26 protein-coding genes are annotated in these 25,231 nt (G+C 36.4%); 7 read left to right on the forward strand and 19 right to left on the reverse strand.

Annotated features, from left to right (window positions below; genetic code table 11):
* The first annotated feature begins 172 nt into the window (after positions 1–172).
* The 4 genes from recA (at position 173) to ACU1LP_RS11485 (ending at position 3,811) form a co-directional block, all read left to right on the forward strand.
* On the forward strand, positions 173–1,186 hold the full coding sequence (gene recA / locus ACU1LP_RS11470) for a recombinase RecA (protein WP_445731574.1): 1,014 nt from the start codon (positions 173–175) through the stop codon (positions 1,184–1,186).
* 110 nt (positions 1,187–1,296) lie between these two features.
* Positions 1,297–1,710, forward strand: coding sequence for a hypothetical protein (locus ACU1LP_RS11475; RefSeq protein ID WP_445731573.1), 414 nt, complete (start codon positions 1,297–1,299; stop codon positions 1,708–1,710).
* Between the two features lie 29 nt (positions 1,711–1,739).
* Positions 1,740–2,282 (forward strand): RNA polymerase sigma factor, encoded by a 543-nt coding sequence (locus tag ACU1LP_RS11480; protein WP_445736339.1) that lies wholly within the window; start codon positions 1,740–1,742, stop codon positions 2,280–2,282.
* On the forward strand, positions 2,282–3,811 hold the full coding sequence (locus tag ACU1LP_RS11485; protein ID WP_445731571.1) for a hypothetical protein: 1,530 nt from the start codon (positions 2,282–2,284) through the stop codon (positions 3,809–3,811). The genes ACU1LP_RS11480 and ACU1LP_RS11485 overlap by 1 nt, the downstream gene beginning before the upstream one ends.
* A 110-nt stretch (positions 3,812–3,921) precedes the next feature.
* Here the strand turns inward: ACU1LP_RS11485 and ACU1LP_RS11490 are convergent, their stop codons facing one another.
* Entirely contained in the window at positions 3,922–4,686 is a 765-nt protein-coding gene (locus ACU1LP_RS11490) for a lysophospholipid acyltransferase family protein (protein ID WP_445736340.1), read from the reverse strand.
* Between the two features lie 188 nt (positions 4,687–4,874).
* Between ACU1LP_RS11490 and trpS the strand changes: the two genes are divergently transcribed.
* Positions 4,875–5,843: a tryptophan--tRNA ligase gene (gene trpS, locus ACU1LP_RS11495; RefSeq protein WP_445736341.1), complete on the forward strand. Its 969-nt coding sequence runs from the start codon at positions 4,875–4,877 to the stop codon at positions 5,841–5,843.
* A 236-nt stretch (positions 5,844–6,079) separates the two neighbouring features.
* Here the strand turns inward: trpS and ACU1LP_RS11500 are convergent, their stop codons facing one another.
* Positions 6,080–6,463 (reverse strand): hypothetical protein, encoded by a 384-nt coding sequence (locus ACU1LP_RS11500; protein WP_445731566.1) that lies wholly within the window; start codon positions 6,461–6,463, stop codon positions 6,080–6,082.
* 67 nt (positions 6,464–6,530) lie between these two features.
* Complete coding sequence (gene dprA, locus ACU1LP_RS11505; RefSeq protein WP_445734068.1) at positions 6,531–7,634, reverse strand: DNA-processing protein DprA; 1,104 nt, start codon at positions 7,632–7,634, stop codon at positions 6,531–6,533.
* A gap of 194 nt (positions 7,635–7,828) precedes the next feature.
* Here dprA and ACU1LP_RS11510 point away from each other — a divergent pair, with 194 nt between their 5' ends.
* A complete protein-coding gene (locus ACU1LP_RS11510) occupies positions 7,829–8,776 on the forward strand; it encodes an HU domain-containing protein (protein ID WP_445731565.1) in 948 nt (315 codons plus the stop codon).
* A 56-nt stretch (positions 8,777–8,832) separates the two neighbouring features.
* Entirely contained in the window at positions 8,833–9,342 is a 510-nt protein-coding gene (locus ACU1LP_RS11515; RefSeq protein WP_445734065.1) for an acyl-CoA thioesterase, read from the forward strand.
* 229 nt (positions 9,343–9,571) lie between these two features.
* Here the strand turns inward: ACU1LP_RS11515 and ACU1LP_RS11520 are convergent, their stop codons facing one another.
* The 16 genes from ACU1LP_RS11520 to ACU1LP_RS11595 form a co-directional block, all read right to left on the reverse strand.
* Entirely contained in the window at positions 9,572–10,069 is a 498-nt protein-coding gene (locus tag ACU1LP_RS11520; RefSeq protein ID WP_445731563.1) for a DUF6646 family protein, read from the reverse strand.
* A gap of 59 nt (positions 10,070–10,128) precedes the next feature.
* Positions 10,129–10,989: a cupin-like domain-containing protein gene (locus tag ACU1LP_RS11525; RefSeq protein WP_445734066.1), complete on the reverse strand. Its 861-nt coding sequence runs from the start codon at positions 10,987–10,989 to the stop codon at positions 10,129–10,131.
* A 70-nt stretch (positions 10,990–11,059) separates the two neighbouring features.
* Positions 11,060–12,880, reverse strand: coding sequence for a TonB-dependent receptor plug domain-containing protein (locus tag ACU1LP_RS11530; RefSeq protein ID WP_445734067.1), 1,821 nt, complete (start codon positions 12,878–12,880; stop codon positions 11,060–11,062).
* A 245-nt stretch (positions 12,881–13,125) separates the two neighbouring features.
* Positions 13,126–14,220, reverse strand: coding sequence for a biotin synthase BioB (gene bioB, locus ACU1LP_RS11535; protein WP_445731560.1), 1,095 nt, complete (start codon positions 14,218–14,220; stop codon positions 13,126–13,128).
* Positions 14,221–14,618: 398 nt separating this feature from the next.
* Entirely contained in the window at positions 14,619–15,194 is a 576-nt protein-coding gene (locus ACU1LP_RS11540) for a 4'-phosphopantetheinyl transferase family protein (RefSeq protein WP_445736342.1), read from the reverse strand.
* On the reverse strand, positions 15,191–15,445 hold the full coding sequence (locus ACU1LP_RS11545) for an acyl carrier protein (RefSeq protein WP_445736343.1): 255 nt from the start codon (positions 15,443–15,445) through the stop codon (positions 15,191–15,193). Before ACU1LP_RS11545 ends, ACU1LP_RS11540 begins: the two co-directional genes overlap by 4 nt.
* A 60-nt stretch (positions 15,446–15,505) precedes the next feature.
* Positions 15,506–16,777, reverse strand: a complete 1,272-nt coding sequence (locus tag ACU1LP_RS11550; RefSeq protein ID WP_445736344.1) for a beta-ketoacyl-[acyl-carrier-protein] synthase family protein — start codon at positions 16,775–16,777, stop codon at positions 15,506–15,508.
* A gap of 123 nt (positions 16,778–16,900) precedes the next feature.
* On the reverse strand, positions 16,901–17,344 hold the full coding sequence (locus tag ACU1LP_RS11555) for a 3-hydroxyacyl-ACP dehydratase FabZ family protein (protein WP_445731308.1): 444 nt from the start codon (positions 17,342–17,344) through the stop codon (positions 16,901–16,903).
* Positions 17,345–17,402: 58 nt separating this feature from the next.
* The gene (locus tag ACU1LP_RS11560; RefSeq protein ID WP_445736352.1) at positions 17,403–18,371 is read right to left on the reverse strand and encodes a Fic family protein; all 969 of its coding nucleotides are present in this window, start codon (positions 18,369–18,371) and stop codon (positions 17,403–17,405) included.
* A 60-nt stretch (positions 18,372–18,431) separates the two neighbouring features.
* On the reverse strand, positions 18,432–19,229 hold the full coding sequence (locus ACU1LP_RS11565) for an enoyl-ACP reductase FabI (protein WP_445731307.1): 798 nt from the start codon (positions 19,227–19,229) through the stop codon (positions 18,432–18,434).
* Positions 19,230–19,265: 36 nt separating this feature from the next.
* Positions 19,266–20,318, reverse strand: a complete 1,053-nt coding sequence (locus ACU1LP_RS11570; protein WP_445734409.1) for a type III polyketide synthase — start codon at positions 20,316–20,318, stop codon at positions 19,266–19,268.
* Positions 20,318–21,028 (reverse strand): methyltransferase domain-containing protein, encoded by a 711-nt coding sequence (locus tag ACU1LP_RS11575; RefSeq protein ID WP_445731305.1) that lies wholly within the window; start codon positions 21,026–21,028, stop codon positions 20,318–20,320. The genes ACU1LP_RS11570 and ACU1LP_RS11575 overlap by 1 nt, the downstream gene beginning before the upstream one ends.
* Positions 21,025–22,146, reverse strand: coding sequence for an NAD(P)/FAD-dependent oxidoreductase (locus ACU1LP_RS11580; RefSeq protein ID WP_445734408.1), 1,122 nt, complete (start codon positions 22,144–22,146; stop codon positions 21,025–21,027). The genes ACU1LP_RS11575 and ACU1LP_RS11580 overlap by 4 nt, the downstream gene beginning before the upstream one ends.
* A gap of 243 nt (positions 22,147–22,389) precedes the next feature.
* Entirely contained in the window at positions 22,390–22,863 is a 474-nt protein-coding gene (locus tag ACU1LP_RS11585) for a 3-oxoacyl-ACP synthase (RefSeq protein WP_445734406.1), read from the reverse strand.
* The gene (mtgA, locus tag ACU1LP_RS11590) at positions 22,829–23,560 is read right to left on the reverse strand and encodes a monofunctional biosynthetic peptidoglycan transglycosylase (protein WP_445731302.1); all 732 of its coding nucleotides are present in this window, start codon (positions 23,558–23,560) and stop codon (positions 22,829–22,831) included. Before mtgA ends, ACU1LP_RS11585 begins: the two co-directional genes overlap by 35 nt.
* Before the next feature lie 297 nt (positions 23,561–23,857).
* Complete coding sequence (locus tag ACU1LP_RS11595; RefSeq protein ID WP_445734405.1) at positions 23,858–24,985, reverse strand: NAD(P)/FAD-dependent oxidoreductase; 1,128 nt, start codon at positions 24,983–24,985, stop codon at positions 23,858–23,860.
* Positions 24,986–25,231 lie beyond the last annotated feature (246 nt).

Raw genomic sequence — 25,231 nt, forward strand, 5'->3', positions numbered from 1 at the left:
ATTATCCGAAAAGATTACTTTTACCACATAAAATAAATGTTTAAAATAGCAAATTAATCGCTTGCGGATTTAAGGTAGATGCAAAATGTTCATAAAGGTTGCGTTATAAAATTGTAAGATGACAAAACTTATAGTATTTTAGCATCCATTACTTCAGAAAATAAAATTAAAAATGAGCAGCGAAAAAGAAGCAAAATTAAAAGCATTAAAACTTACATTAGATAAATTAGATAAAGCTTACGGGAAAGGAACGGTAATGAAAATGAGCGACCAAGCGGTTGTTGACGTGGATGCCATTTCGTCGGGTTCTCTTGGTTTGGATATCGCGTTAGGCGTTGGCGGATATCCTCGTGGACGTGTTATTGAGATTTATGGTCCGGAATCTTCAGGAAAAACAACATTGACCTTACATGCCATTGCCGAAGCACAAAAAGCGGGTGGCATTGCTGCTTTTATTGATGCAGAACATGCTTTTGATCGGTTTTATGCTGAAAAATTAGGCGTTGATTTAGAGAATTTGATTATTTCCCAACCAGATAACGGCGAGCAAGCCTTAGAAATTACCGATAATTTAATCCGTTCGGGCGCCATTGATATTGTTGTGATAGATTCTGTGGCGGCACTAACACCAAAAAGTGAAATTGAAGGCGAAATGGGCGACTCTAAAATGGGCCTGCATGCGCGTTTAATGTCACAAGCATTAAGAAAACTAACGGGTTCCATCAGCAAAACCAATTGTACCGTTATTTTCATTAACCAATTACGTGAAAAAATTGGGGTGATGTTCGGCAATCCGGAAACTACCACTGGAGGTAATGCGTTAAAGTTTTATGCATCGGTTAGATTGGATATTCGTCGTTCTACCCAAATAAAAGAAACCGATGGCAGTGTTACCGGGAATAAAACCCGTGTAAAAGTGGTTAAAAACAAAGTAGCGCCACCATTCAAAACAGCAGAATTTGATATTATGTACGGCGAAGGCATCTCGAAAGTTGGTGAGATTTTGGATATTGCCGTTGAAAACGAAATCATTAAAAAAAGCGGTTCTTGGTTTAGTTATGACGAAACCAAATTGGGTCAAGGTCGCGATGCTGTAAAAGCACTAATAAAGGACAATCCAGAACTTATGGACGAACTCGAAGCCAAGGTTAGAAAAATAGCCAAGGCAGCTTCTGCTGGCGAATAAGTTAAAAAATCCCGATTAATCGGGATTTTTTATTTCTATACGCAACCTTTTAGGCACAAATGCATCTATGTTATACAAAACATATATTTTTGAACATAAATTGCATTATTATGAAAAAGTTAATCGCCCTAAGTTTAGCTTTAATTTTATGTGCTTCTTGTAGTTTAGATGACGACAATAGCAGTAATTACAGCTTCGAGATTTTACCTGTAGAGAGTGTTGATATTCCTAATCAATTTGAATTAGGAAAAACATACCCCATTACGGTTACGTATTTAAAACCCTCTACTTGCCACGTTTTTAGAGAATTTTACTATTCCAAAAATCTTAATGAAAGAACGGTTGCCCCCGTAACATACGTATTAGAAAATAATAATTGCGAAACTTTGGATGCTGTTTCAGAAGAAGCTACTTTTAACTTTATCGTTACAGGTAATGGCTCTTATATCTTTAAGTTTTGGCAAGGTGAGGACGCCAATGGAGAAGATCAATACTTAATTATTGAAGTGCCGGTAGTAAACTAAGTTTAAGTATTAATTAATACGTGTTTAATTTGAGTTTAGAGCAACTCATAGAAAATTGTAAAAGTAATGATACTAAAGCACAAAGTGAATTGTACAAACTCTTTTCGGGTAAACTTTTCTCGGTGTGCTTAAAGTATTCGCGCAACTATGCCGAAGCCGAAGATAATTTGCAGGACGTCTTTTTAACGATTTTCAAAAAAATTGAACAGTATAAAAACAAAGGCTCGTTTGAAGGTTGGTTAAAACGTATAACCATAAATACGGTTTTACAGCAGTATCGAAAGGAAAAGGTTTTTGATATTGTAAACGAAAACACCATTGATGAGGCTGAAGTGGAGGTTGATGAAGATGCCATATCCATCGACTATCTTTTACAGATTATCCAAGAATTGCCAGATAGGTACCGATTGGTTTTTAACCTATATGTACTGGATGGTTATTCGCATAAAGACATAGCAAATATGCTAGACATAAACATTGGCACCTCAAAATCCAATCTGGCACGTGCTAGACAGATTTTGAAGCGAACCATTGAAGATTACAAAACAACACAAAGTTTACAATCATTATAATGAATGATAAAAAACATATAGACCGATTATTTCAAGAGCGCTTTAAAGATTTTGAGGCGACTCCCAGTGATGCGGTTTGGGAACATATTGAAGCCCAACTTAACAAAGACAAGAAAAAACGTCGTGTAATACCCATTTGGTGGCGCTATGCGGGCGCAGCAGCTCTATTGTTGCTGCTATTAACTGTTGGAGGTATTTATTTTAATGCTCCGGAAGAAACGCATCCAAATCAAGTGGTGGAAACTGAAGATGCTACCTTGCCAAAACAGAAATCTGAAAAATCTGGAAAAATAATTAATTCAAACGAGACTGAAATTGCTGTTGAACAGCATCCTTCTGAAAAAAACAAGGTGGAAGCTATTAATGGGTCCACTGGAAATGAGCATTCAGCCCATGCTTCCAATCCTTCATCAAACGTTTCCAATCCTTCAAAAGAACCATCGGTAGCAGAGACTATTTCAGTAAAAAATGAAAATGAAAGTAAGTTAAATACGGCTTCATATAAAAAATCGAATGCTACCAATAGTTTATTGAGCACAAAAAACAATCATGCTGTTGCGTCCCATTCCGAAGAAAAAAACAATGCGGTAAATAATACAGGGGTTTTGAATAATTCTGAAAATAAGGAAGAAACTATTCAAGATAAACAAGTGTTAATTGCTACTGATAAAGCAAAAGAATCCATCGCTAATGCTTCAAAAGAAAACACTCCTATTGCCGAGGTTAAAGATGAAAAAACAAATAAAAACGCGCTCACTATTGAAGAGGCTTTAGATGAAACCAAAGATAAAATTGAAAAGGAAAAAAACTTAAACAGGTGGAGTATTGCCCCAAATGCGGCACCTGTTTATTTTAATACTTTAGGCGAAGGCTCCTCTATAGACCCACAGTTTAATAGCAATTCCAAAACAGGAGAATTGAATATGAGTTACGGTATTAATGCGAGTTATGCCATTAATGATAAATTGAAGGTGCGCTCTGGTATCAACAGGGTAAATTTGGGCTATAACACTAACAATGTGGTTGTTTTTCAATCGGTTGGCATAAGTTCCACCAAACGCGCCTTAAAAAATCTTGATGCTAGTCCTAGGAGCACTACTAGCGATAATATTTCAATTATTAGCGGGCAGAATTTGAATGCAAAACCGGAGTCTTTTGGCACCACAAACACCTCTATAAATCAAGATTTGGGGTATATTGAAGTGCCTTTGGAAATTCAATACGCACTTTCCAACAAAAAGTTAAGCGTGAATGTAATTGGGGGTTTTAGTTCGTTTTTTTTAAGTGACAATAAAATTTATTCTGAAGCCCAAGGCGGTTCAAAACTCTATTTAGGAGAAGCGAATAATATAAACAAAGTGAGTTATAGTGCGAATGTTGGACTTGGGTTTAACTACAAAGCGTCAAAAAAAATAGATTTGAATATAGAGCCTATGTTTAAATATCAAATCAATACATTCAATAATACTTCTGGTGATTTTACTCCGTATTTTATAGGGGTTTACACCGGATTCGCCATTAAATTCTAGGTTTTTGGTTAGATCTGGATATTGGTTTCCATTAAGCTCGGAAATCAATTTCGAAGAAAACTGCTCGCCCCAGAGCAGTTTTTTTATGCGTCTCTATTTCCTGCAAGGTATTATTTTGACCTTGCAGGATTGTCATAATCTGTATGAAACATTTCTAATTGCTTCAAAATAATAGCCTTCGCCTTTTCATTTAAAGCCTTCGTATCTTTAATGGTTAAACTTTCAGTCGATAAAAATTTATGGATTTTCACACGCATTTTTCCAGGTCCACCGCTAAAAAATGTATATGAAAGACGTTTTTTATTATCGCCAAAAGTTATGGGCACAATGGGAATGTGATGATTGATTGCCAACCTAAAAGCACCATCTTTAAAGTCGTCTAACATAATATGTTCTTCTGGTACGCCACCTTCAGGAAAAATACAAATGCTTACACCCGATTTCAATCGTTTTTGGGCTCTTAAAAAAACGGCTTTTCTGCTTTTTTCAGAACTTCTATCTACCAAAATACAGGTACGCTTATAAAAAAATCCGAAAAGCGGAATTTTGGTTAGTTCTGCTTTTCCAACAAAAACAAAGGGGCTTTTAACCGATACCAACATAAGCATAATATCTGCCATAGAAGTATGGTTGGCAATAAATAGATAACTTTTGCTTTTTTCAGGGGTTTGTTCTCTTTCAATTTTCCACCGAAAACCCATGCCTATTAAAATTATTTTTGCCCAAACCCGCGCAATTCTAAAAAACAATGGATACCACGATTCCTTTAAAATTGAAATTAAAAGCACAGGAAACATGATAAGGATTGGCAAGCCTACAAGAATATAGAACCAAATGCGGTACAAAATCCAGAAAGGATATTTAATAAACTTCATCGAAACCAAAAATACATAATTGTATTGAGCAATTCTATTAAAAAAATTACCTTTGCTTCCATAAAGCTTACAAGAAGAATTAGTATAAATAAGACCTCACAGCCCCGATAGCTATCGGGATTAAAAACCTGTGAGGTCTGAAAAACACATAATCACTTAATGAGATACCTGCCTTCGCAGGTAATGTTATGGCAAGAATACTTACAGGCATACAAAGTACCGGAACACCACATTTAGGAAATATTTTAGGGGCCATTGTTCCAGCAATTAAAATGGCTGAAAAACCGGAAAATGATTCTTATTTATTCATAGCGAATTTGCACACGCTAACGCAAATAAAAGATGCTAAGGTGCTACGGGAAAACACCTATTCCACAGCAGCTACTTGGTTAGCTTTTGGACTGGACATTGAAAAAACGGTGTTTTACAGACAAAGTGATGTGCCGCAAGTAACCGAATTATCATGGTATTTAAGTTGTTTTTTTCCATACCAACGCCTCACATTGGCACATAGTTTTAAAGATAAAGCCGATAGGTTAGAAGATGTAAACGCTGGTTTGTTTAACTACCCCATGCTTATGGCTGCCGATATTTTATTGTATGATGCCGAAATTATTCCTGTTGGAAAAGACCAATTGCAACATATAGAAATGACTCGCGATGTCGCATCTCGTTTTCATGCTAAAGTTGGAGATACTTTTGTGATGCCCGAAGGAAAAATACAGGAAAACACCATGCTTATTCCCGGAACGGACGGTGAGAAAATGAGCAAAAGCCGAGAAAATACCATCAATATTTTTTTAGATGATAAAAAACTCCGCAAACAAATCATGAGCATTCAAACGGATAGCACACCGCTTGAAGAGCCCAAAGATTGGAAAACCTGCAACTGTTTTGCTATTTATAGTTTGTTGGCAAATGATGCCCAAATTAAAACCATGAAAACAAATTACGAAAACGGCAATTATGGTTACGGACACGCTAAACAAGCCTTATTCGAATTAATTGTTGAAAACTTCGCAACCCAACGTGAGCGTTATAACTACTACATGAATAACCTCAACGAAATTGATAAAGCCTTGGCTTTAGGTGCTGAAAAAGCGAGATTGGTTGCTGATGGGGTTTTGAAACGGGTTCGGGAGAAGGTTGGGTATTAATTTTCTTTGATCCAATTGTAAAGATATTCAAGAGTTAATCCCATCGTATTTAAATTTGTCCTAAGATGCATCGCTGGAATTTCTTTGTCTTTTTCCCGGTGAGTAACTGTTCTCCAACAATTTGGACATTTATAATGGTCATGCGATGCATTCGTTCTTAAATACTTGCAATTGTGAGCTGTCAGAAATCTAACCCAATCCTTAGTTTTAACTGGTCGATTATTCCCCATTAATTGCTATGCTGCTGTGGTTTCTAACGAATTAATTTCAGCAAATTGCAAATCTTGTAAAAATCCATTATCATCAACATACGCCTTTGAATATTGTTTTTTTGCATAGAATTTATTATCCCACCCTAAATTCTTTAACATTAAATGTCTTCTATCCATTTTTAAAACTTTTAATTCTTCCCAAAACATTTGCATATGATGATGAAAAGATTCTTGGGCTTCTTCCTTAGTATTACCATATCCCGAAACATTAAGAGATGGGCTTATTGAAACCCAGAATTCTCCATCCTCTCCTGTAATAACATTTATCTTTACGGTAAAAGAATCCTTCGATATTTTTATTTCTTCAATATCATAGGGTTTGCCGGAAAAAATTGGTTTAATACTCATATAACAAATTTTAAAATGTAAATATACATAAATTCTAAATACATTATTCTTAACTAAATAGAGCCCATTAAATAACCTCAAACAACTTCCCCGGCAACGGTCTAATAACCCCTTTTAATTCCATATTCAACAACACGCCTGCTACTTTAAAAATGGGCAGGTTGCAATTAATGGCAATAATGTCCAATTGTTGTTTGTCGTTGTCCTTTAGGTAATTGTAAATTACTTTTTCGGTAGCATCCAATTCAACAAACAACTGTTTTTGGATGGCTGGTTTTTTTTCATCTTCCAGTTTCCAATTTAAAATATAAGGCACATCCAAAGGGGTAGTAAGCATGTGCGCTTTTTGGTGTTTTATTAAATTGTTGCAACCTGTACTTTGTGAATCGGTGGATCTTCCCGGAACTGCAAATACATCGCGGTTGTACGAATTGGCAATATCAGCAGTTACCAAGCTTCCACCCTTTTCGGCAGATTCTATAACAATGGTGGCTTCACTCAAACCGGCAATGATGCGGTTACGTTTTAAAAAATTGTTTTTATCAAAAGTATCACTACTCCAAAAATCGGTAAAAAAGCCACCGTTTTTCTCCACATCAACCATGTATTTTTTATGTACTGCTGGATATATTTGGTTTAGCCCATGCGCCAAACAACCTATAGTTTGCAACTGGTGTTTTAATGCAGCTTTATGTGCTGTAATATCGGTGCCATAAGCAAACCCTGAAATAATAATGGGATTATAAATCGCCAATTTTTCAACCAAATCTTCACAAAACGCAATACCACTCGTTGTAATTTTTCTCGAACCAACAATGCTAATAATATGCTGTTTTTCCAAATTGATTTTCCCAGACTGGAACAACAAAATAGGCCCGTCGATGCAATGCTTTAGTTTCTCAGGATAATCAGCTTCTTTAAAATATGAAACTCCAATATCGTTCTCTTTTATAAAAGTCATTTCTTTTTCGGCTTCCTTTATATGATGGGATTTGTTTAAATCGCCTAAAATAACACTTCCAATACCATCAATTTTTAGAAGATTTTGTTTCTTTTCCTTTAAAACGGCCTCGGCACTCCCGCAATGGTTAATAAGTCGTTTAGCAGTAATGTCACCAATATTTGGTACATGTTGCAGTGCTAAAGTGTAAAGCAAGTCGTTTTCGGTCATTCTATACAATTGATTTTGAAGCTGCAATAAAAGAATTTTTACTCAATAATTGAGATTTAAAATTTTAGTGATTCTTGCAAAACTAATAAGATGTTTTTTAATCTCGAACCTGTGCTTTTAGATTAGTATGGTATTGTTAATAAATACTTGTTTCTATATTTTATCTAAAAGCAAAAAATTTTAACTTTGTTTCTATGCAATTAGAAACCTATATAAGCGATTTACTCTATAGATATGAGTGTGTTACCATACCCGAATTTGGTGCATTTTTAACGCAACGCGCCTCTGCAACCATTGAAGATGCGACGAATACCTTTTATCCGCCAAAAAAAACGGTGTCGTTTAACGAGCAAATCCAAAAAAATGATGGTCTATTGGCGCATTATATAGCCGATGTAGAAAAAATTCCGTTTGAGCTTGCCAACGAGAAAATTGCAAAACGTGTAAATACATTAAAATCGTATTTAACACAAGGTGAAACCATTACTTTTAAAAATATAGGAGAGATTGTTTTTAACAAAGAAGGCAAGGTTTTGTTTGAACCTACGTATCAATTAAACTATTTAACTGATTCGTTTGGACTATCACAATTAGTGTCGCCAACTGTTACCCGCGAAGTTTATAAAAAAGAAGTGGAAGCTATTGAAAAAGTGATTCCGCTAACAATTACCCAAGAAAAGCGTAAATCCAGACCTTACTTTAAATATGCCGCGGTTGGTTTAATTGCGCTCACCTTGGGTGGTTTAGGAACTTCAAACTACTACATCAATGAAATTGAGCAACATAACCAACTGGCCCAAAAAGAAGCGACCCAACAATTGGAAGCCAAAATACAACAAGCTACTTTTAACTTAAATCCGCTTCCTGCCATTACCTTAAATGTTACCAAACAATCTGGAAATTACCATGTGGTTGCCGGTGCTTTTAGAGTTGAGGACAACTGCGAACTCATTATTAGCGAACTAAAAGCCCAAGGATTTAATGCCAGAAGTATTGGTGTAAATAAATATGGTTTGCACGAAGTAGTTTATGGTAGTTATGAAACAGGGGAAGAAGCCCTGAAAGTATTGCGCGATGTTAGAAAAAATAGCAACGAAGCTGCTTGGTTATTGGTTAAAGATCTGGATTTAGTTTCAGAATAATTCATCTTATTTCTTAAAAATCGTTTTACCTTTGCCACATAATTAAACCTATTGTGATGCAAGCTAAAACACCCGAACAATCCAAAACGATTCTTACCGATATGGTTTTACCCGGTGAAACCAACCCATTAAACAACCTTTTTGGTGGCGAATTATTGGCGCGTATGGATAGGGCTGCCAGTATTTCGGCACGACGCCATTGTAGGAATATTGTGGTAACAGCATCTGTAAACCATGTGGCTTTTAACAAGGCAGTACCTTTAGGAAGTGTGGTAACGGTGGAGGCTAAAGTGTCGCGCGCCTTTAAAACATCGATGGAAGTATTTATTGATGTTTGGATTGAAGACAGAAAATCTGGCGAACGCACAAAAGCCAATGAAGGCATATATACCTTTGTGGCCGTAGATGATACTGGAAAGCCCATTTTAGTGCCAGAAGTACTACCTGAAACCGAATTGGAAAAACAACGTTTTGATGCTGCTTTACGCCGTAAACAATTGAGTTTATTATTGTCCGGAAAAATGAAACCCTGTGATGCTACTGAACTAAAAGCATTATTTGAGTAGTGTTTTTGCGTTAGGGATAGCAGTGGAAATCCTTTTTAAAACATGGACAAAACAAATTTTGGAAGGCACTGAAAATTGGCAGATAGCCACGTCCTTTGTTCTTGCTATGACGTTTTAAAAAGATTGTAACGAATAGCCCGACCCTTGTGGTAACGCCCAAAAGAATTTAATAAAAAAAGCGGAAATAACATTTAGTTTTCCCGCTTTGTAATTTATATAAGTGTGTTTTTTATAAATCGAAAGAGACACCAAGATTAACGGTAAATTGGTTGAATAATTTTTCGCCGGCATCTAAAACATCGGTATTGTATTTTGCAAGAGGCACATTAAATTCGGTATATACACCAAAGCCTTCAGAGAAAAAATAACGCATTCCTAAATGGCCACCAAAGTTTTTAAGGCTTAAGCTTAACCCTGGATATACATCAAAATTATCGTCAACATTAATAACGTTGCCTAAATTGGCGCTAAAGCGTGCTTTAACATCAAAACGGTCGTTAACATCTACCACACTTTCAATATCCTTGTTAAGACCTAAAGCGTAAGACGATGATATACCTATAGACATGTTTTGGCCAATACCAAAATCGTAAGACACATTAATTCCCGTAGCATTGTTTTGTAAACTGGTACCTACCTGAAATTTGTTGTCGCCATTGCCTTTAAAAGCCTGCGCGTTTAATAACGATGCGCTTAGAACGGTTACTAATAAAATGAATTTTTGCATGATTTGAGTTTAAATTTTATATAGGCAAAGATATTATAAGTTTTGTAATAAACAGCCTTTTATAAGTGCTTGTGCGCTTTTATAATAGCTTGTTCGTTTTTCCAGTCAATCCATTTTTGCCCTTTTAGGCTTCGCATGGCAGTATCAAAATTCCGCATGATGAATAAATTGTACACCGCTTTACTGAAATTTTTAGGGTTTCTGGCAATGGCGCGCAAACTCATGGAAAAACCGGGTGTTACATAACGCATATAGTGCCAATAGCCTTCGGGCATATACAAAACCTCGCCGTGGTTAAGTTCGGTTTTATAACCCCGTGCTTTTTTGAGCATGGGCCAATGCTCTAAATTGGGGTTTGCAAAATCGATGTCTTCCCGTGTTATTAATGAATGGGGCACCTTGTACAGGTAATCGTTTTGTTTTTGGTCGAACAGAATGATTTCTTTTTTTCCTTCAAAATGAAAATGGAAAATATTTGCCAAATCAATATCGTAATGCATAAAAGTGTATGAGTCTTTACCACCAAAAAACAGCATGGGAATCCCTTTCATGAGGCGCAAACCAAAATCGGGAAAAGAAAAATCGTTTTGCAATTGCGGAATTTCCTTAATGGCATTCCATAAAAAAATACGGTATTTTGTAGGTTCGCGCTTTAGCAAATCGATATAATCACCCAGTTTCATTTTTGCATGGGGTTCGTTAAAACCATCTTTATAATCTACCGGTCGGTCGTCGTAAAGCGGAATGGTTATATCGCCACCCAAAGCTTTCATATAGTCTAAGTTCCACTTGGTGTAAGCGGGCCAATCTTCAATAAAGCGTTCAATAACCACGGGTCTTTGTGGTTTAAAATACTGCTTTAAAAAATCCTCTTTCGTAATGGTCTTTACACGAGGAATATCCTGCAAGTTTAGTTTCAACGCTTAAAAGTTTAGATTATCAAAGTTAAGAAAACGTTAGCTTATTTTTACATGGCACCTTAAATACACTTTAGATAAAATTATAGCGCAGCCCGAAAAGCATGTTGCCTTTTGGCATGGGCACTAAATTGGTTTCGGAATATTCAGTATTAAAAATATTGCTTGCGGTAGCAGTAATTTCAAACTGTTTTAAGCTTAATACAATAGATGCATCCCAAACATTATAGCTGTCGCCTGAGGTTCTTTCGGCATATTTATACACAATATTCTGACTCAAGTTTTTAACCAATTGGGTGCTAAAACGACTTGTGAATTGGTGTTTTAATGAGTTGATGGCGTAACGCGAAAAGTTTACGTTGAGAGTTTTAACATCGTCTTCCAGAAAATTATAGCCCAATGAAATACTTTGGTTGAAGTCGGTTATTTTAAAGTTGTAAACCGTATTCAATTCAACTCCTTTTGTGTTTAAATTTCTAATATTGGTAGCCTCCCATTTATCGGGCGCATTGTCTTTTACATAATCTATCAATTTACTGGCATCCCGATTAAAAAGCGCCATGGAAGCAGTAAATGCAGGGGTAAAATATTTGATGCCTAATTCTTCTGACACTGCTTCTTCGGGATTTAAATTAGCATTTCCATTGGTGGTAGGGTCGTTATAATACAAATCGGTGTATGTTGGTATTCTGTAGGTATAACCCATATTTCCGTAAACTTTTAAGTTATCCATTATTCTATAGCCTATATCAATTCCTGGAAAGGCATGAAATTTAAAATCAGAAAAATAGGTTACCGCAACTCCAGGTGTAATGTCCAACAAGTTATCGGCCAACTTAAATTGATGTTCTAAAAACATAGTCGTCATAAAACGATTTCTGTCACCTAAATTATTACTTCTTAGGTATATTTTAGACATGTCAATACCAAAGCCAGTAATTCCAGCACTAGAGGTATATGAGGCATTTACCTCGGCACCAATTTTATCGGTAATATGAAGGTTTCTGTAAATTGAAGGATCTTGTCGAACAAACACATATTCGTCTTGATTGCGTTTCCAGTAACCCCGAGGTTTTACATCCCATTTTTCCGAAGTAAACTCCGTTGAAAATCCCACTAAGCTATTTTGGGTTTCTTCGTATTGATTAATGGCGGTAGGACTTGCATAAAACCCATTCGCACCAAATTTCCGTTCAGAGAAATTGGTAATCATTTCAATGGCTCTGGCGTTTTTGTTCAAAATACTTTTAATAAAGTAATTGGTGTTATCGTAATCGGTGTTATAACGATACCCGTCCGATGTTAAACGACTTACATGAACAATATGAGACGAATTTTCAAGATTGGAAGCCACCGTTACCGCTGTGTTTAACTGATTGTAAGAACCCGTTTCAACATTAGCAGAAATGGTATTTTTTACAGCTTTTTTGGTGACAATATTAATGGCACCGGTAAATGCGTTTTGCCCAAAAACCCGAGCCGCAGGTCCTTTTATAATTTCTACACGTTCAATAACATCCACAGGCAACGCAGCGTTCATGGTGTGGTGGCCCGTTTGTGCATCGTCCATTTTTATGCCATCAATAAGCAATAAAGTTTGGTCGAAACTCCCACCACGAATATATAGATCGGCTTGCATCCCCGAGGTGCCTCGGCGCCTGATATCAATACCTGCCTCTTGTTGTAATAAATCGGCTAGATTGGTCGCTGCACTTTTTTTAATAATGTCGGAGGTAATCACAGAAATAGTTCTGGAATTTTTTTCAAATGGCAAATGGATTCTGGTAGAAGTGATTACAATTTCGTCTATTTTTTGAACCTTTAAGGAATCTTGGGAGTATATAAAATTTGCAACAAAAAGTGAAGCAAAAATCAGGAATTTGCTTTTAAGCATACAGTGGTTATTTAAGCTTGCAAAGGTAGCGAAATACGACTAAAGGCGATACTAAAAACAATGATTTTTAGGAGTGGTAACCTGTAAAAAAACAGATGGGTTTTAATGTGTTTGGGCGTTACCCTTCGGGTCGGGTTTTTTGTTACAAGTCCTCGCTCTCCCGATAACTCCCGATAGCTATCGGGACGGGATCGCTGTGGGCTTTCCACTGCAACCCCTAACGCGAACTAGCACGCATAGACCATTTACTTTAACGCTTTTGCTTTTTCTTTAGCAGCTTCATTACGCGCAATAATATGCTCTGGACGGGTCCATTTTGGTTTTTCTCCTAAAGACTGGAATTGGGATTCTGAAGCTTCAACCGTTTGGGGTTGCACTTTTTTAGTAAAGGGCTTTTGCGGATTTAAACCAAGTAACTCAAACATTTTCATGTCTTCGTTTACATCTGGGTTTGGAGTGGTCAATAATTTATCGCCCGCAAAAATAGAGTTGGCACCGGCAAAAAAGCACATTGCTTGTCCTTCTTGACTCATTTGCGTGCGTCCCGCACTTAAACGCACTTGGGTTTCTGGCATAACAATACGGGTGGTTGCTACCATTCTGACCATTTCCCAAATAGAAACGGGTTTTTGGTCTTCAAGCGGTGTGCCTTTAACGGCCACCAAAGCATTAATGGGTGTGGATTCTGGTTGCGGATTTAAAGTTGAAAGTGCCACAAGCATGCCCGCCCTATCTTCAATTTTTTCACCCATACCAATAATACCGCCACTACAAACGGTTACATTGGTTTTACGAACGTTATCAATGGTTTGCAAACGGTCTTCAAAACCACGGGTAGAAATAACTTCCTTATAATACGCTTCGGAGGAATCTAAGTTATGATTGTACGCGTATAGACCAGCTTCGGCCAAACGTTGTGCTTGGTTTTCGGTAATCATACCCAAGGTGCAACACACTTCCATATCCAGTTTGTTAATGGTTCGCACCATTTCTAAAACCTCGTCAAATTCTTCGCCATCTTTCACATTTCGCCATGCAGCGCCCATACAAACACGGGAACTCCCGACAGCCTTAGCTGTTAACGCTTGTGCCTTTACTTGCTGTACGCTCATTAAATCGTTCCCCTCAATATTGGTGTGGTAACGCGCAGCTTGTGGACAATAGCCACAATCTTCCGAACAACCGCCTGTTTTAATAGAAACCAAGGTACTTACCTGAACCACATTGGGATCGTGGTTTAAACGATGAACAGTAGCGGCTTCGTAAAGCAACTCCATCAATGGTTTGTTGTATATCTCTAAAATGTCTTCTTTGGTCCAGTTGTGTCTTGTATCGCTCATAGTTGAAGATTGATTTCAGCAAAAATAGTTATAATGACTAACAAACTTAAGTACATGACAAAAATTTATTAACATCAAATTATTAAAAAAATCTCCTTAAATAATTCCTCCCCTTTTTTCAAGGGGAGGTGCCGATAGGCGGAGGGGTCAACTTTAATAGTTATTTTATGATGTAAGATTATTTTTGTCATGTACTAAACCAACAAACATAAAAATAAAGAACATTAATTTAACTTTAAAAGCCATTTGCGTTCCCTAGATATTTGAAGAACATTAAGTGTATCTGCTAAAAATAATACTCCGAACTTATCGGGGGGCTAAAAATATAATGGAAGCAGGCTTAAATGGGAAAAGGTGTTTTTTGGGCATCATTTTAAATGGGAAATAAACAGGGGCATCTACGAATAAGCATACCCTCCATAATTTCCACAATGGGTTAACGACATTTGGATGGGCAATTTTGAATTGTTATGGAATACTTGTGGCACACCGACCACATCCTTTTTAATATTCAAATCCTTAAAATTGAAGCCCATGTTTTTAGAAATGGTTTCAAGAAAACGATTTTTCAGTGATTCACTTTGTGTTAAATATGATGTGTTTTCAACTTTGAAAACACCACTTTTATAATCTTCTAAATGGTTTAGAGTAGCAACAGTATAAATATAATTTTTAGAAAGCGTGGAAGTAGCGGCATAGGTTTCATTTTCAATAGTTACATAACCTGTGGTTGAAGAAGACAAATGACAGACCAATCTTTTCGGATTAAAAAACCGTTTTCCAAACTGCTGCACATATATTTTATACGCCGCTTCTTTCATGCTCCACAACATCCATACTGTTTGATGTTGGTTTTTGGAAACAGAAATAATATGTTGTTCCTTTTCAGTAAATACTTTATCTAAAAAACGAGGTCGTTCCCAGTTGGATTGAAAAGTAATCGCATGTAAATCGACCATATCGTTTCCAATCATTTGGCTTCTAATTTGGCATTTACAATATCCATCGCTGCTTTTACTGAGAGCATTTTTTCCATTTCATCATTTTCAATTCTAATATCAAAAACCTCTTCAACATCTAAAATAACATCTACCAAATTAGCCGAATTAATTTTTAAATCTTTTACAAAATCCGTTTCTTCCGTTAAATTCTTGAACGCTTCTTCATCTTGAATATAAGGTTGAACAATTGTTTTTAGTTTGGTAATTAATTGAACTTTTTCCATAATAATTTTACTATTTATTTTTAGACCTCACAGGTTTTGAAAACCTGTGAGGTCTGTAATTTAATACTTCTTAAAGATAACGCAACCATTAACATCGCCAAAGCCAAAACTGGCTTTGGCGGCGATATTAAGTTCTTTTTTTAAAAGTTTTTTGGGTATTTTATCGTCGTCAATTAAATCGAGGATTTCTGGGTGCACATCATCACAATTAATATTCGGGAAAATGAATTGTTCCTTTAATTGCAATACAGTCGCCACACTTTCAATACTTCCGGCAGCAGCCAAACAATGTCCCAACATCGATTTCAACGAATTGATATATGGGAAATCAGTCCCTTTTCTGTTTAAGGCTTTTGTCCAATTTTCAATTTCCAAACTATCTTTTGAAGTAGCTGTTAAATGCCCGTTAATAACATTAATCTCTTCCGCAGAAACACCGGAATTCTTTAAAGCATCCGTTATACAACGTTGCACTGCTTCAGGGTTTGGCGCCGTCATGGAACCTTCTTTTCGTTGACCGCCAGAATTGATGGCACCTCCCAAAACCTCAGCATAAATGGTGGCGTTCCGTTCCAAAGCACTTTCCAAAGATTCTAAAACCAGGGCACCTGCACCACTTCCGGGAACAAATCCGCTGGCGGAAGCACTCATGGGCCGGGAGCCTTGTTTGGGTGTGTCGTTATGTTTATAGGTCATCACACGCATGGCATCGAATCCGCCCCAAATATACGGGCCATCATCGCTACAACTGCCAACCAACATCCGCTTTGCTTTACCCGATTGAATACGGTCGAAACCCATAATAATGGCCTCCGTTCCCGTGGTGCATGCCGACGAATTGGTGGTTACTTGATTGCCCAATCCCAACATGCCGCCCAAAAAGGCGCTAATGCCGCTTGCCATGGTTTGCACCACGACAGTGCTACCCAAGCGTTTGACTTCTTTATTATCCAATTTGTAAATGGCTTCCCTAAACTTTTCCACACCAGAAGTTCCGGTTCCAAAAATAGTTCCGCTGTTATAGTCCAATTCGCTGTCCGGAGCCACTATAAATCCAGCATCTTTCCAAGCATCAATCCCTGCAATACAACCATATAAAATACCCGAACTGTTAAAACCGCGTAGTTGTAAAGGCGTAAAATAGTCCAGCTTTTTTTCTTCGGAAATATTGGGAATCCCACCAATGCAGCATGAAAAATCCAGATCCTTTAAGTTTTGGTGAAAGGTGATACCCGATGTGCCTGTTTTAATCGCGCTCGTAAATTCGCTTAAACCCACGCCATTTGGTGCAACGACTCCTAAACCTGTAATTACGACTCTTTGCTTATTCATTTTTCTATTTCCGCAAAAGCGGAAATCTTATTAATTGAACCCTAAATTTATACTTTTTAATGCCCATTAAAAGGTTCTGTTCTTAATAGATATTTATATTTTACCGGTTGATGAGATTCCTGCCTACGCTGGAATATGTAACATTCCCGAAATCAATCCTCTACAAACCAACTCATTTTTCCCATTAAACATACTGACCTTACACTTCAATTTATTAAACCGAAAGACTTCTTTTTTTGAAACCACCGTTACTTTTTCATTAGGAAACACCGGTAAAAAAAAATCCACCTGACTGGAAGTTAAAGCGATTTGCGGTTTATTTTCTTCTGAAATTTTATCTTTCATTAAATAAATACCTAAACAAACCACGCCTATTTGCGCCATACATTCGGTTAGAATAACACCTGGCGTTACGGGATTGTTTTTAAAATGACCTTTATAAAAATAGGCGTCTTTTTTGAAAGCGTAATGGCCTGTTATGCTTTCATTTGAAATCATAGTGAGTTTGTCAACAAACAAAAAGGGATGTTGATAAGGCAATAATTCTATGATTTGTTTTGAGGTCATTTAAAGCTTTTGACTGTGTTGGGAACTTATATAAGGTTTATAAATAAACTTGTTTTATTTATTTGTTATTCACTGTTATTAATTTATAAATGGTCTTGTTTTTTTCTCCAGTTTTCTGAAATAGATTTAATTCGGCTCCTTTTTTTAGATCTCTACTGGCAGTTGCAGAAGAAATATCTTTAAAAATCGCCATATAATCTTTTCTACTAAATTGACTTTTATTTAGTGAAACAAAATATTCAAGCCTGTTCTGTTCCGTAAATGTTCTATCATTATAATTTAAAAGTTCGCTTATTGAAATGTCAATAACGGTTAACATATATTCAATAAACTTTGTAGATTGTCCAAATTTATCGCTATCTGCTAATGCCTTATAATATTTTTGTTGATCGTTGCTAATGAGAGTCTCAAAAGGCAAAAATTCAAAGATTGGATTTTTTTCCATAAGAATTAAGGTTTGCCATAGTCTTCCCATTCTCCCATTTCCATCTAAAAATGGATGAATAAATTCCATTTCGTAATGAAACACGCAACCTTTTATGAGCTCAATGTCGTCTCCGTTTTTCAAGTATTCGAACAGGTCTTTCATTAAAAACGGTACATTTTCATAAGGTGGTGCCACATGTTGCACTTTTGAACCTTTTACTATGCCGACGCCTTGGTTTCTATATTTTCCTGGATTATCAATTAAGTTTTCCATCAAAACCCGATGCGCTTTAAAAAATGTGGCTTCATCGCTAGGTTTATACTTTTCTAAGTTCTCATAAACCTGAATAGCGTTTAAAACTTCAATAACATCTTTTTTGGGCCCAACGATTCTTTTATTTTCTAAAAGCGCCGTAATCTGTTCTTCCGTTAAGGTGTTTCCTTCTATTTTTAATGAGGAATAAATTGTTTTAATCCTATTTTGTTTTCTTAATTTTGGTGAAGGTCTATTTAAAAAGCTGGCATTTACAGCACCTATTTTTTCCGAAACAGATGTTATTAACCTTAACATCTCTGATGTTATTTCGTAAGGAGGTTTCATAATAATACTATCATTTGATACTATCAAAGATACAATCATTTTATGATTCTAAATTCTTTTTCACGAAATATGCTCCCCACCATCAACCTTTATAATGGTTCCATTAATCCAACCCGCTTCATCCTTACTTAATAAATACACCACATTTGCCACATCGTCTGGGGTTGTCAATCGCTTAAATGGGTTTCGTAACAGGGTATGTGCTTTCATCTTTTCGTTTCCTGAAATCAGCCTTAAAGATGTCGTATCGGTAACGCCTGCTTGAATGCAATTGGCCCTGATACCATGGGGCGCAAATTCCAAAGCAATGCTTCTGGTAATGGCTTCCAAGGTTACTTTTGCTGCCGAAACCGCTGCGTAATGTTTCCATGCTTTGGTATTGCCTTCGCTTGTAAAACTGATGATTCTCGCATCTTCGGCAAATAATTTTGCCTCAAAAATAGCTTGTGTCCAATCGTGTAAACTAATCGCCATGGCGTTGATGGTCAAAATAAAATCATCATTTTTTAAAGTTGGGATTCCATCACTTACCATAGGTTTTAAATTGCCTTTTGCAATACTGTGTACCAACGTTTTAATTTTTCCCTCTTTTCCTAAAAGTTGTTGTAATTCTGAAATGATTTCGTTCCGTTTTTCAGCATTTATGGCATCCACATTAAAGGCCAAAAACTGAATGCCCTCGGCTTTTATTTTATTGAATTCAAATGTGATTTCAGCTTCTTGAAATCTTGAATTTCGATGAACCACACAAACATTCATACCGTGTTTCGCCAGCTTTTTTGCTGTTGCCAAACCCAGTCCACTAGAGCCACCCAAAACAAGTGCCCAATAATTTTTATTTTGAAATTCTTTTGTCATCAATTATTTTTTCATTTCCGCGAAGGCGGAAATCTTTTACCATTCCAACAAAATACGTTGTGCCGAAAACCCAGGACCAAAACTAAGCATCAAACCTTTGTCGCCTTTTGGCAGTTTTTTATCCATAAATCGTTCTAGAACATAGAGCACCGTGGCGCTACTCATATTGCCGTACAATTTAAGAACATCTTTGGTATCGTCAATATTTTTTCCGAGGGAACCGAACAATTCTTCTACGGTTTGAACTATTTTTTTTCCGCCAGGGTGAAAAATAAGATGGTCAATAGCTTCGATAGTCAACCCATTCCGTTCTAAAAAAGGATGCACAATGGCTGGAAAATGGTCTGAAATGGTTTGTGGCACCGATATATCCAGAATCATTTGCAAACCCGAGTTGACCAATTTAAACCCCATCATCTGTTCGGCATCATAGAAATGGTACATGGCTTCATCTTTTATCTCCGGACCTTCTTCATTTTCATAAGAAGATAAAATAACGCTCGCAGCGCCATCTCCAAAAATAGCAGCACTCACAATGTTTACCATGGAAAAATCGTCTAACTGAAACGTGGCGGTAGGCGATTCCACCGCAATAACAACTGCGCGTTTGTTGGGATTCGCTTTTAAAAAATTCTTCGCATAAATAATGCCCGAAACACCTGCGGCACAACCCATTTCGGTAACGGGTAAGCGCACAATGTCCTGTTTCATTTTTAGACGATTGATGAGGTAAGCATCCAACGACGGAATCATAATCCCCGTGCAGCTTACCGTAATAATATAGTCAATATCTTGGGGTTGAAGGTTTGCTTTTTCAAGGGATTTTACAAGCGCGCTCTCAGCGAGTTTAATGATTTCCCTAATATAAATATCGTTTTTTTCTTCAAAAGACGTGTTTAGAAAAACGTCTTTGGCATCCATGATCGAGTAACGCCTATCGACGCCTGCGTTCTCAAAAATTTTAAGGACTTTCCGTTTAAAACGATCTTCCTTACCCGATAACCAAACTTCCAAATAGGGCAAAATATCGGCGGTAGACCGTGTATATTGAGGAAGTTGTTTTGCGACTGCTGTTATTTTAACGCTCATTAATTTTGAATTATCCATTGATAGCGAAATGCCCATTTCCACTTAGTTTGAGGCGATATTTGTAATTTTTCTGAAAAGCGTTCCAACTCGTTACGTTTAAATCCACGTAAAATGGAAGTCAGTCCATCTTCAATAATCATATTGTTTTTTATGGTTAGGCAGATTGATTTAAATAGGTAATATGCTAGAGGATGCCGGTGCAAATCGTTTACCACAATGCCCAACTTTGCTTTCTTTTTTGCTATTGATAAAATATCGATAATTTGGTCTTCCTTAAAATGGTGTAAGAACAAGGTTGACAACACCACATCATAGTGCAAGGATTCAAATGCTTCTGAAAAAATATCACAATCCATAAAGCTAATTTCAGGATAATTTTTAGATAACTGTCTGGCATAAACCATGGCGTTTTTGTTGGCATCAATCCCAATAAGCCTAAAGGTATAGCCTTCATTTTTCCCAAATTCAGCAACTTTACGCAAAATATCACCGCCGCCGCAACCCAAATCTATAATAGTTAGCGGTTCTTTTTTTGGATGGTTTTTTAATACTTTTTTCAAACCGCCAAGCGTTACCTTATTGCCTCCAAGCCATTTGTTTATATTTGCCAACGTGTCTAAAGTATCATGCAAAATAGCACCGTTAATGGAAAAATCATCCATCAACTCCACAGCATCCGTGCGTTGTTTTGTGTTAATTAAAAAGCTCATTTAATGACCATGGGTTTTCCGTGGGTTTGTTTTATTATTTTTGGCAACAATGCTGGAAAACGATTTAAAACCGTTAACAATACTTCTGCCAATTGGTTTTTGCTGAATAGTTTTGCCACCACATGCCCAACCTTTAACCGTGTGCCAAAGGCATTGTTCCAAGATTTTTGATAGGCTTTTTCCAAAGTGTAACGTGACGGTATTTTTCCTTGAAGATACTCAATAATCAATTGCGAAGCCATTTGCGCACTTCTAATGGCCATACTCATGCCATTACCGCACAAAGGGTGAATCATGCCTGCTGTATCGCCACACATGATGATGTGATTTTCAATAGGCCTTTTATTTGAAAATGAAACTTGACTGATGGTCAATGGTTTTTCAAAAACGGGGGCGGCATTTTTAAAAATTGATTTCAAATACGTATTTTTAAAAACCACTTGTTCTTGAAAGGCATCAATATCCTTGTACGCTTTAAAAGCTTCAAAATCTGTGATATAGCACAAATTAATGGTGTCGTTTTCAACCTTTGAAACCCCACAATAACCCCCTTTAAAATTATGGAGTGCCACCAAATCGTTTGGAAAATCGCCCTTCACATGTGTTTTGACTGCTAAAAATGGTGACTTTTCTTTAATGAATTTCCGCTGTAAAGAAACATCGAGCGCAGAACGTTTGCCGTAAGCACCAATAACTATTTTTGATTTAAAGGTGTTATTATTTTTTGTGGCAACTGAAAATCCATCATTTAAAAACTGAACATCCATAACAGAATCCTTAACTGTTTTGACGTGGCAGCTTCTTACTTTTTCATACAATGCATTGTCTAAAGTATAACGACTGATGCCAAAACCACCCAAGCTTAAATCGCTCTTCAACAGTTTATTTTTTGGCGTGGATAATTCGAACTTATTGATTTTTTGAGCACCTAATTGGAATACATCGATTCCCAAAAACTCCAAATAGGGCAATACCTCATTGGAAATATATTCGCCGCAGACCTTGTGTTTTGGATAACTGTTTTTCTCTATAAGTAATACTTTGAAGCCATATTTTGATAGATGGATAGCACTGGATAAGCCCGCTAAACCACCGCCAATAATAATAACATCAAACATTTGAGGAATTTGATTCACGCAGTTCTTTTTCTAAAAACAATTTTTTATTAAATATAAGCGTATTTTATATAAGAACTCATCTTGACTTTTTCTATTTCCTAAAAAATGGCTGAAATTCGCCCATATTTCGTCTATTTTCTTATCCGTAGCGATGCTATGCCTCTCAAAAATGGTCTTACCTGAACAGATTTCAACTCATTTTCGGTCAAAAACAAAAAGTCAGGATGAGTTCTAAGATTGAAATTATATAATAGCTGTAATGGTAATTTTTATGTCTCTAAAAATAACGGCATCACCAACATGTTTTCCTAATAATAAACTTCCTATGGGTGTATAGGGCGAAATGGCATAAAATGTTTGCTTGTTGATACTAAATTCCCCGGCACTAATGGCTATAAAATAATGTGCTTGAGTTGTGAAAACCAAACTGCCTAATCCAACCGTTTTTAACTGCTTGGTAATATCGATTTTTGAAAAGGTTTCTTTTACTTTTTGGATTTCGGCTAGTTGATTCCCTGCTTTTTCGCGTTCCAATTGCAGCATGGCACGACCTGTTTCGTGTTTATCGCCTGCACTACTTTTGGTTTCAGATGTTAAGGATTCTTGTATTTCCTTGATGGTATTTAGAATGGTTTCATGTCTGTTTTCAATAAATTTTGAGCACGCACTGTAAAGCTGTTGCTTAGTTTGTGGATTTTTTTCGATTCTTTTTGTCATCCTTAATAGTTTCCTTTTTATAAATTAAAGGCCCAAAATAACCCATTTGGCGCACAATCCAATTTTTGCGTTTTTGAATGTAATTGGTAGCTGGATTGGCTCTGTATCGTAACGGATTTGGAAGAATGGCGGCAATGGCAGCCGCTTCTTCTTGGCGCAAATTGGCTGCGGGTCTTTTAAACCAATATTGCGCAGCGGCCTCAGCGCCATAAATACCCTTGCCCATTTCAATACTGTTTAAATACACTTCCATAATCCGTTCTTTGGACCAAATCAATTCAATTAAAAACGTAAAATATGCTTCCAAACCTTTGCGCAACCAACTGCGCTGTGGCCATAAAAAAACGTTTTTAGCCGTTTGTTGGCTAATGGTACTGGCACCTCTGGTACGCCTCCCTTTTTTATTGTATTCCAGAGCCTTTTCAATGGCTTCCATATCAAAACCATGGTGGTTTAAAAAATCTTGGTCCTCACTACTGATAACTGCGAGTTGGAGGTTTTTGGAAATGTTGTCAATAGATTCCCAATCGTGTTTCCACACTATGTCTTCGCCATTTATTTTTTGCTGCACAGTCCGTATTACCATCAATGGGGTTATGGGAACGGGCACCCACTTGAATACAATGACCAACCCAATGGAGATGGCAAAAAACCAAAGGAGCATTTTAAATAAAAACCTAAATATTTTTTTAATCATCTTATTTTGTTAATTGGGTATTACTATTTTTTGGTTCATTTTAAGAGGTCTTCGACAAGCTACCTTTGACAAGTGTTTTATATATTTGATTTTCAAATATTTAAATATCACTCAAATTTTAAAAACACCCCTAAAGTCTCCTCTAGGGGACAATCCATATCTTCAAATTTTCAGTTTCAAATTCAATTTAATTGTCAACAATATCGCTTGATAATTTTTTTTATCTGTTGTCTCAGACTGACGTTTAGGTTCTAATTTAATTATAGGCTTAAAAAGTTTTTCAAATTTAAATCACACTTAAAGAGATAATTGTGCCAATTCCTTCCCTATTAAACTTCCAATGGCTATTCCCATACCGCCAAGTTTTACCCCGCAATATACATGATTGCCCAATGGTTTTACTATCGTATTTTTTTGTCCCGATAGCAACTGGGAGCCAACGCCCATAATACCGCTCCACCTCTGTTCTATTTCAAATGGAGTTTCCGGCAAAATTACCCTTTTTAAAATACTTTCTAATTTATTCTGGATTAATTCGGTTTGGGCAAACGCGGTTGTTTCCTCACCTTTAAAATCTAAATGTCTTCCGCCACCAAACAAAATACGATGGTCGATGTTTCTAAAATAATAAAATCCTTTATCTAAATGAAACGTGCCTTTTATATGAAGATTTTTGATGGGTTTGGTAATAAGTACTTGGGCACGTGCTGGTTTTACGTCTTCTTTAATAAGTTGCGATGCAAACCCATTGGTAGCTATGAAAAGTTTAGAGGTTGAAAACTCTAAAGCATTTGTTTTGATTTTTACTGAATGGGCGTCTTCTGAAAAACTTTCAACAGTGATATTATTGAGAATTTTAATGCCTTTTGATTGTGTTTTTTGAAGTAAGGCTTCCATCATGTTGCCCGTATCCAATTGGCCTTCAAACGGATTGAAAATATATTTTTCTTTTATGTTTTTAAAATGAAAACTATTCGGTTTGATACTGAAAACATCCTTTTTGAAAATGGGTTGAAGCAAATTGTTTACATGTTCTCTTTTGGAAAGGCAGGTTTCCAACAAGCCATCGTCTTTTAAAAACAATTCATAACCACCGTAGTTTTGGTAATTTATAGCTTGATCTCCTAAGGATTGTCTTAATAGTTGCAGCCCATCTACGCGCTTTTTTACAAGTTGAAACACCTCGTCTTCGGTATGCGTTTTTAAATCTTCAATAATTTCACTTAGACTGCCAAAACAAGCAAAACCTGCATTTTTTGTGCTGGCTCCTTGCGGTAACATGCCCTTTTCCAGTATTAATATTTTTGCTTTTGGAAATTGTTCCTTTAAATGCAAGGCACAATTTAAACCCACAATGCCACTACCAATTATAGTATAATCTATATTAGTGAACCATGATTTTATTTCCCAATAAGAGAGATTCATTTGTGGTTGTTAGTAGTTGTAAAAATAGTGATTTTGTACTTTGGTTGTTGTGTTAAAGGCTGTTGTGTTAAGGATTACTCATGCATATCATTTTGATAAATTTGAATTCGTGAATGCTGCGCATTTGAAGCGGCATCCTTTTTAAAATTTGATAGCAATAAAGATGGTTTGGCAAAAAATTTAACAGAATGCTTCGTCCTTCGTCCTACCATTGACAAGTATTTTATATATTTGATTTTCAAATAT

The organism is Mariniflexile sp., from assembly GCF_052728615.1.

Bases quoted from the DNA above. Each gene is read 5' to 3' on its own strand.
- recA (WP_445731574.1), top strand. From the start codon at position 173: ATGAGCAGCGAAAAAGAAGCAAAATTAAAAGCATTAAAACTTACATTA.
- ACU1LP_RS11475 (WP_445731573.1), top strand. From the start codon at position 1,297: ATGAAAAAGTTAATCGCCCTAAGTTTAGCTTTAATTTTATGTGCTTCT.
- ACU1LP_RS11485 (WP_445731571.1), top strand. From the start codon at position 2,282: ATGAATGATAAAAAACATATAGACCGATTATTTCAAGAGCGCTTTAAA.
- ACU1LP_RS11490 (WP_445736340.1), bottom strand. From the start codon at position 4,686: ATGAAGTTTATTAAATATCCTTTCTGGATTTTGTACCGCATTTGGTTC.
- trpS (WP_445736341.1), top strand. From the start codon at position 4,875: ATGGCAAGAATACTTACAGGCATACAAAGTACCGGAACACCACATTTA.
- ACU1LP_RS11500 (WP_445731566.1), bottom strand. From the start codon at position 6,463: ATGAGTATTAAACCAATTTTTTCCGGCAAACCCTATGATATTGAAGAA.
- dprA (WP_445734068.1), bottom strand. From the start codon at position 7,634: ATGACCGAAAACGACTTGCTTTACACTTTAGCACTGCAACATGTACCA.
- ACU1LP_RS11510 (WP_445731565.1), top strand. From the start codon at position 7,829: ATGCAATTAGAAACCTATATAAGCGATTTACTCTATAGATATGAGTGT.
- ACU1LP_RS11515 (WP_445734065.1), top strand. From the start codon at position 8,833: ATGCAAGCTAAAACACCCGAACAATCCAAAACGATTCTTACCGATATG.
- ACU1LP_RS11520 (WP_445731563.1), bottom strand. From the start codon at position 10,069: ATGCAAAAATTCATTTTATTAGTAACCGTTCTAAGCGCATCGTTATTA.
- ACU1LP_RS11530 (WP_445734067.1), bottom strand. From the start codon at position 12,880: ATGCTTAAAAGCAAATTCCTGATTTTTGCTTCACTTTTTGTTGCAAAT.
- bioB (WP_445731560.1), bottom strand. From the start codon at position 14,220: ATGAGCGATACAAGACACAACTGGACCAAAGAAGACATTTTAGAGATA.
- ACU1LP_RS11540 (WP_445736342.1), bottom strand. From the start codon at position 15,194: ATGATTGGAAACGATATGGTCGATTTACATGCGATTACTTTTCAATCC.
- ACU1LP_RS11545 (WP_445736343.1), bottom strand. From the start codon at position 15,445: ATGGAAAAAGTTCAATTAATTACCAAACTAAAAACAATTGTTCAACCT.
- ACU1LP_RS11550 (WP_445736344.1), bottom strand. From the start codon at position 16,777: ATGAATAAGCAAAGAGTCGTAATTACAGGTTTAGGAGTCGTTGCACCA.
- ACU1LP_RS11555 (WP_445731308.1), bottom strand. From the start codon at position 17,344: ATGACCTCAAAACAAATCATAGAATTATTGCCTTATCAACATCCCTTT.
- ACU1LP_RS11560 (WP_445736352.1), bottom strand. From the start codon at position 18,371: ATGAAACCTCCTTACGAAATAACATCAGAGATGTTAAGGTTAATAACA.
- ACU1LP_RS11565 (WP_445731307.1), bottom strand. From the start codon at position 19,229: ATGACAAAAGAATTTCAAAATAAAAATTATTGGGCACTTGTTTTGGGT.
- ACU1LP_RS11570 (WP_445734409.1), bottom strand. From the start codon at position 20,318: ATGAGCGTTAAAATAACAGCAGTCGCAAAACAACTTCCTCAATATACA.
- ACU1LP_RS11575 (WP_445731305.1), bottom strand. From the start codon at position 21,028: ATGAGCTTTTTAATTAACACAAAACAACGCACGGATGCTGTGGAGTTG.
- ACU1LP_RS11580 (WP_445734408.1), bottom strand. From the start codon at position 22,146: ATGTTTGATGTTATTATTATTGGCGGTGGTTTAGCGGGCTTATCCAGT.
- ACU1LP_RS11585 (WP_445734406.1), bottom strand. From the start codon at position 22,863: ATGACAAAAAGAATCGAAAAAAATCCACAAACTAAGCAACAGCTTTAC.
- mtgA (WP_445731302.1), bottom strand. From the start codon at position 23,560: ATGATTAAAAAAATATTTAGGTTTTTATTTAAAATGCTCCTTTGGTTT.
- ACU1LP_RS11595 (WP_445734405.1), bottom strand. From the start codon at position 24,985: ATGAATCTCTCTTATTGGGAAATAAAATCATGGTTCACTAATATAGAT.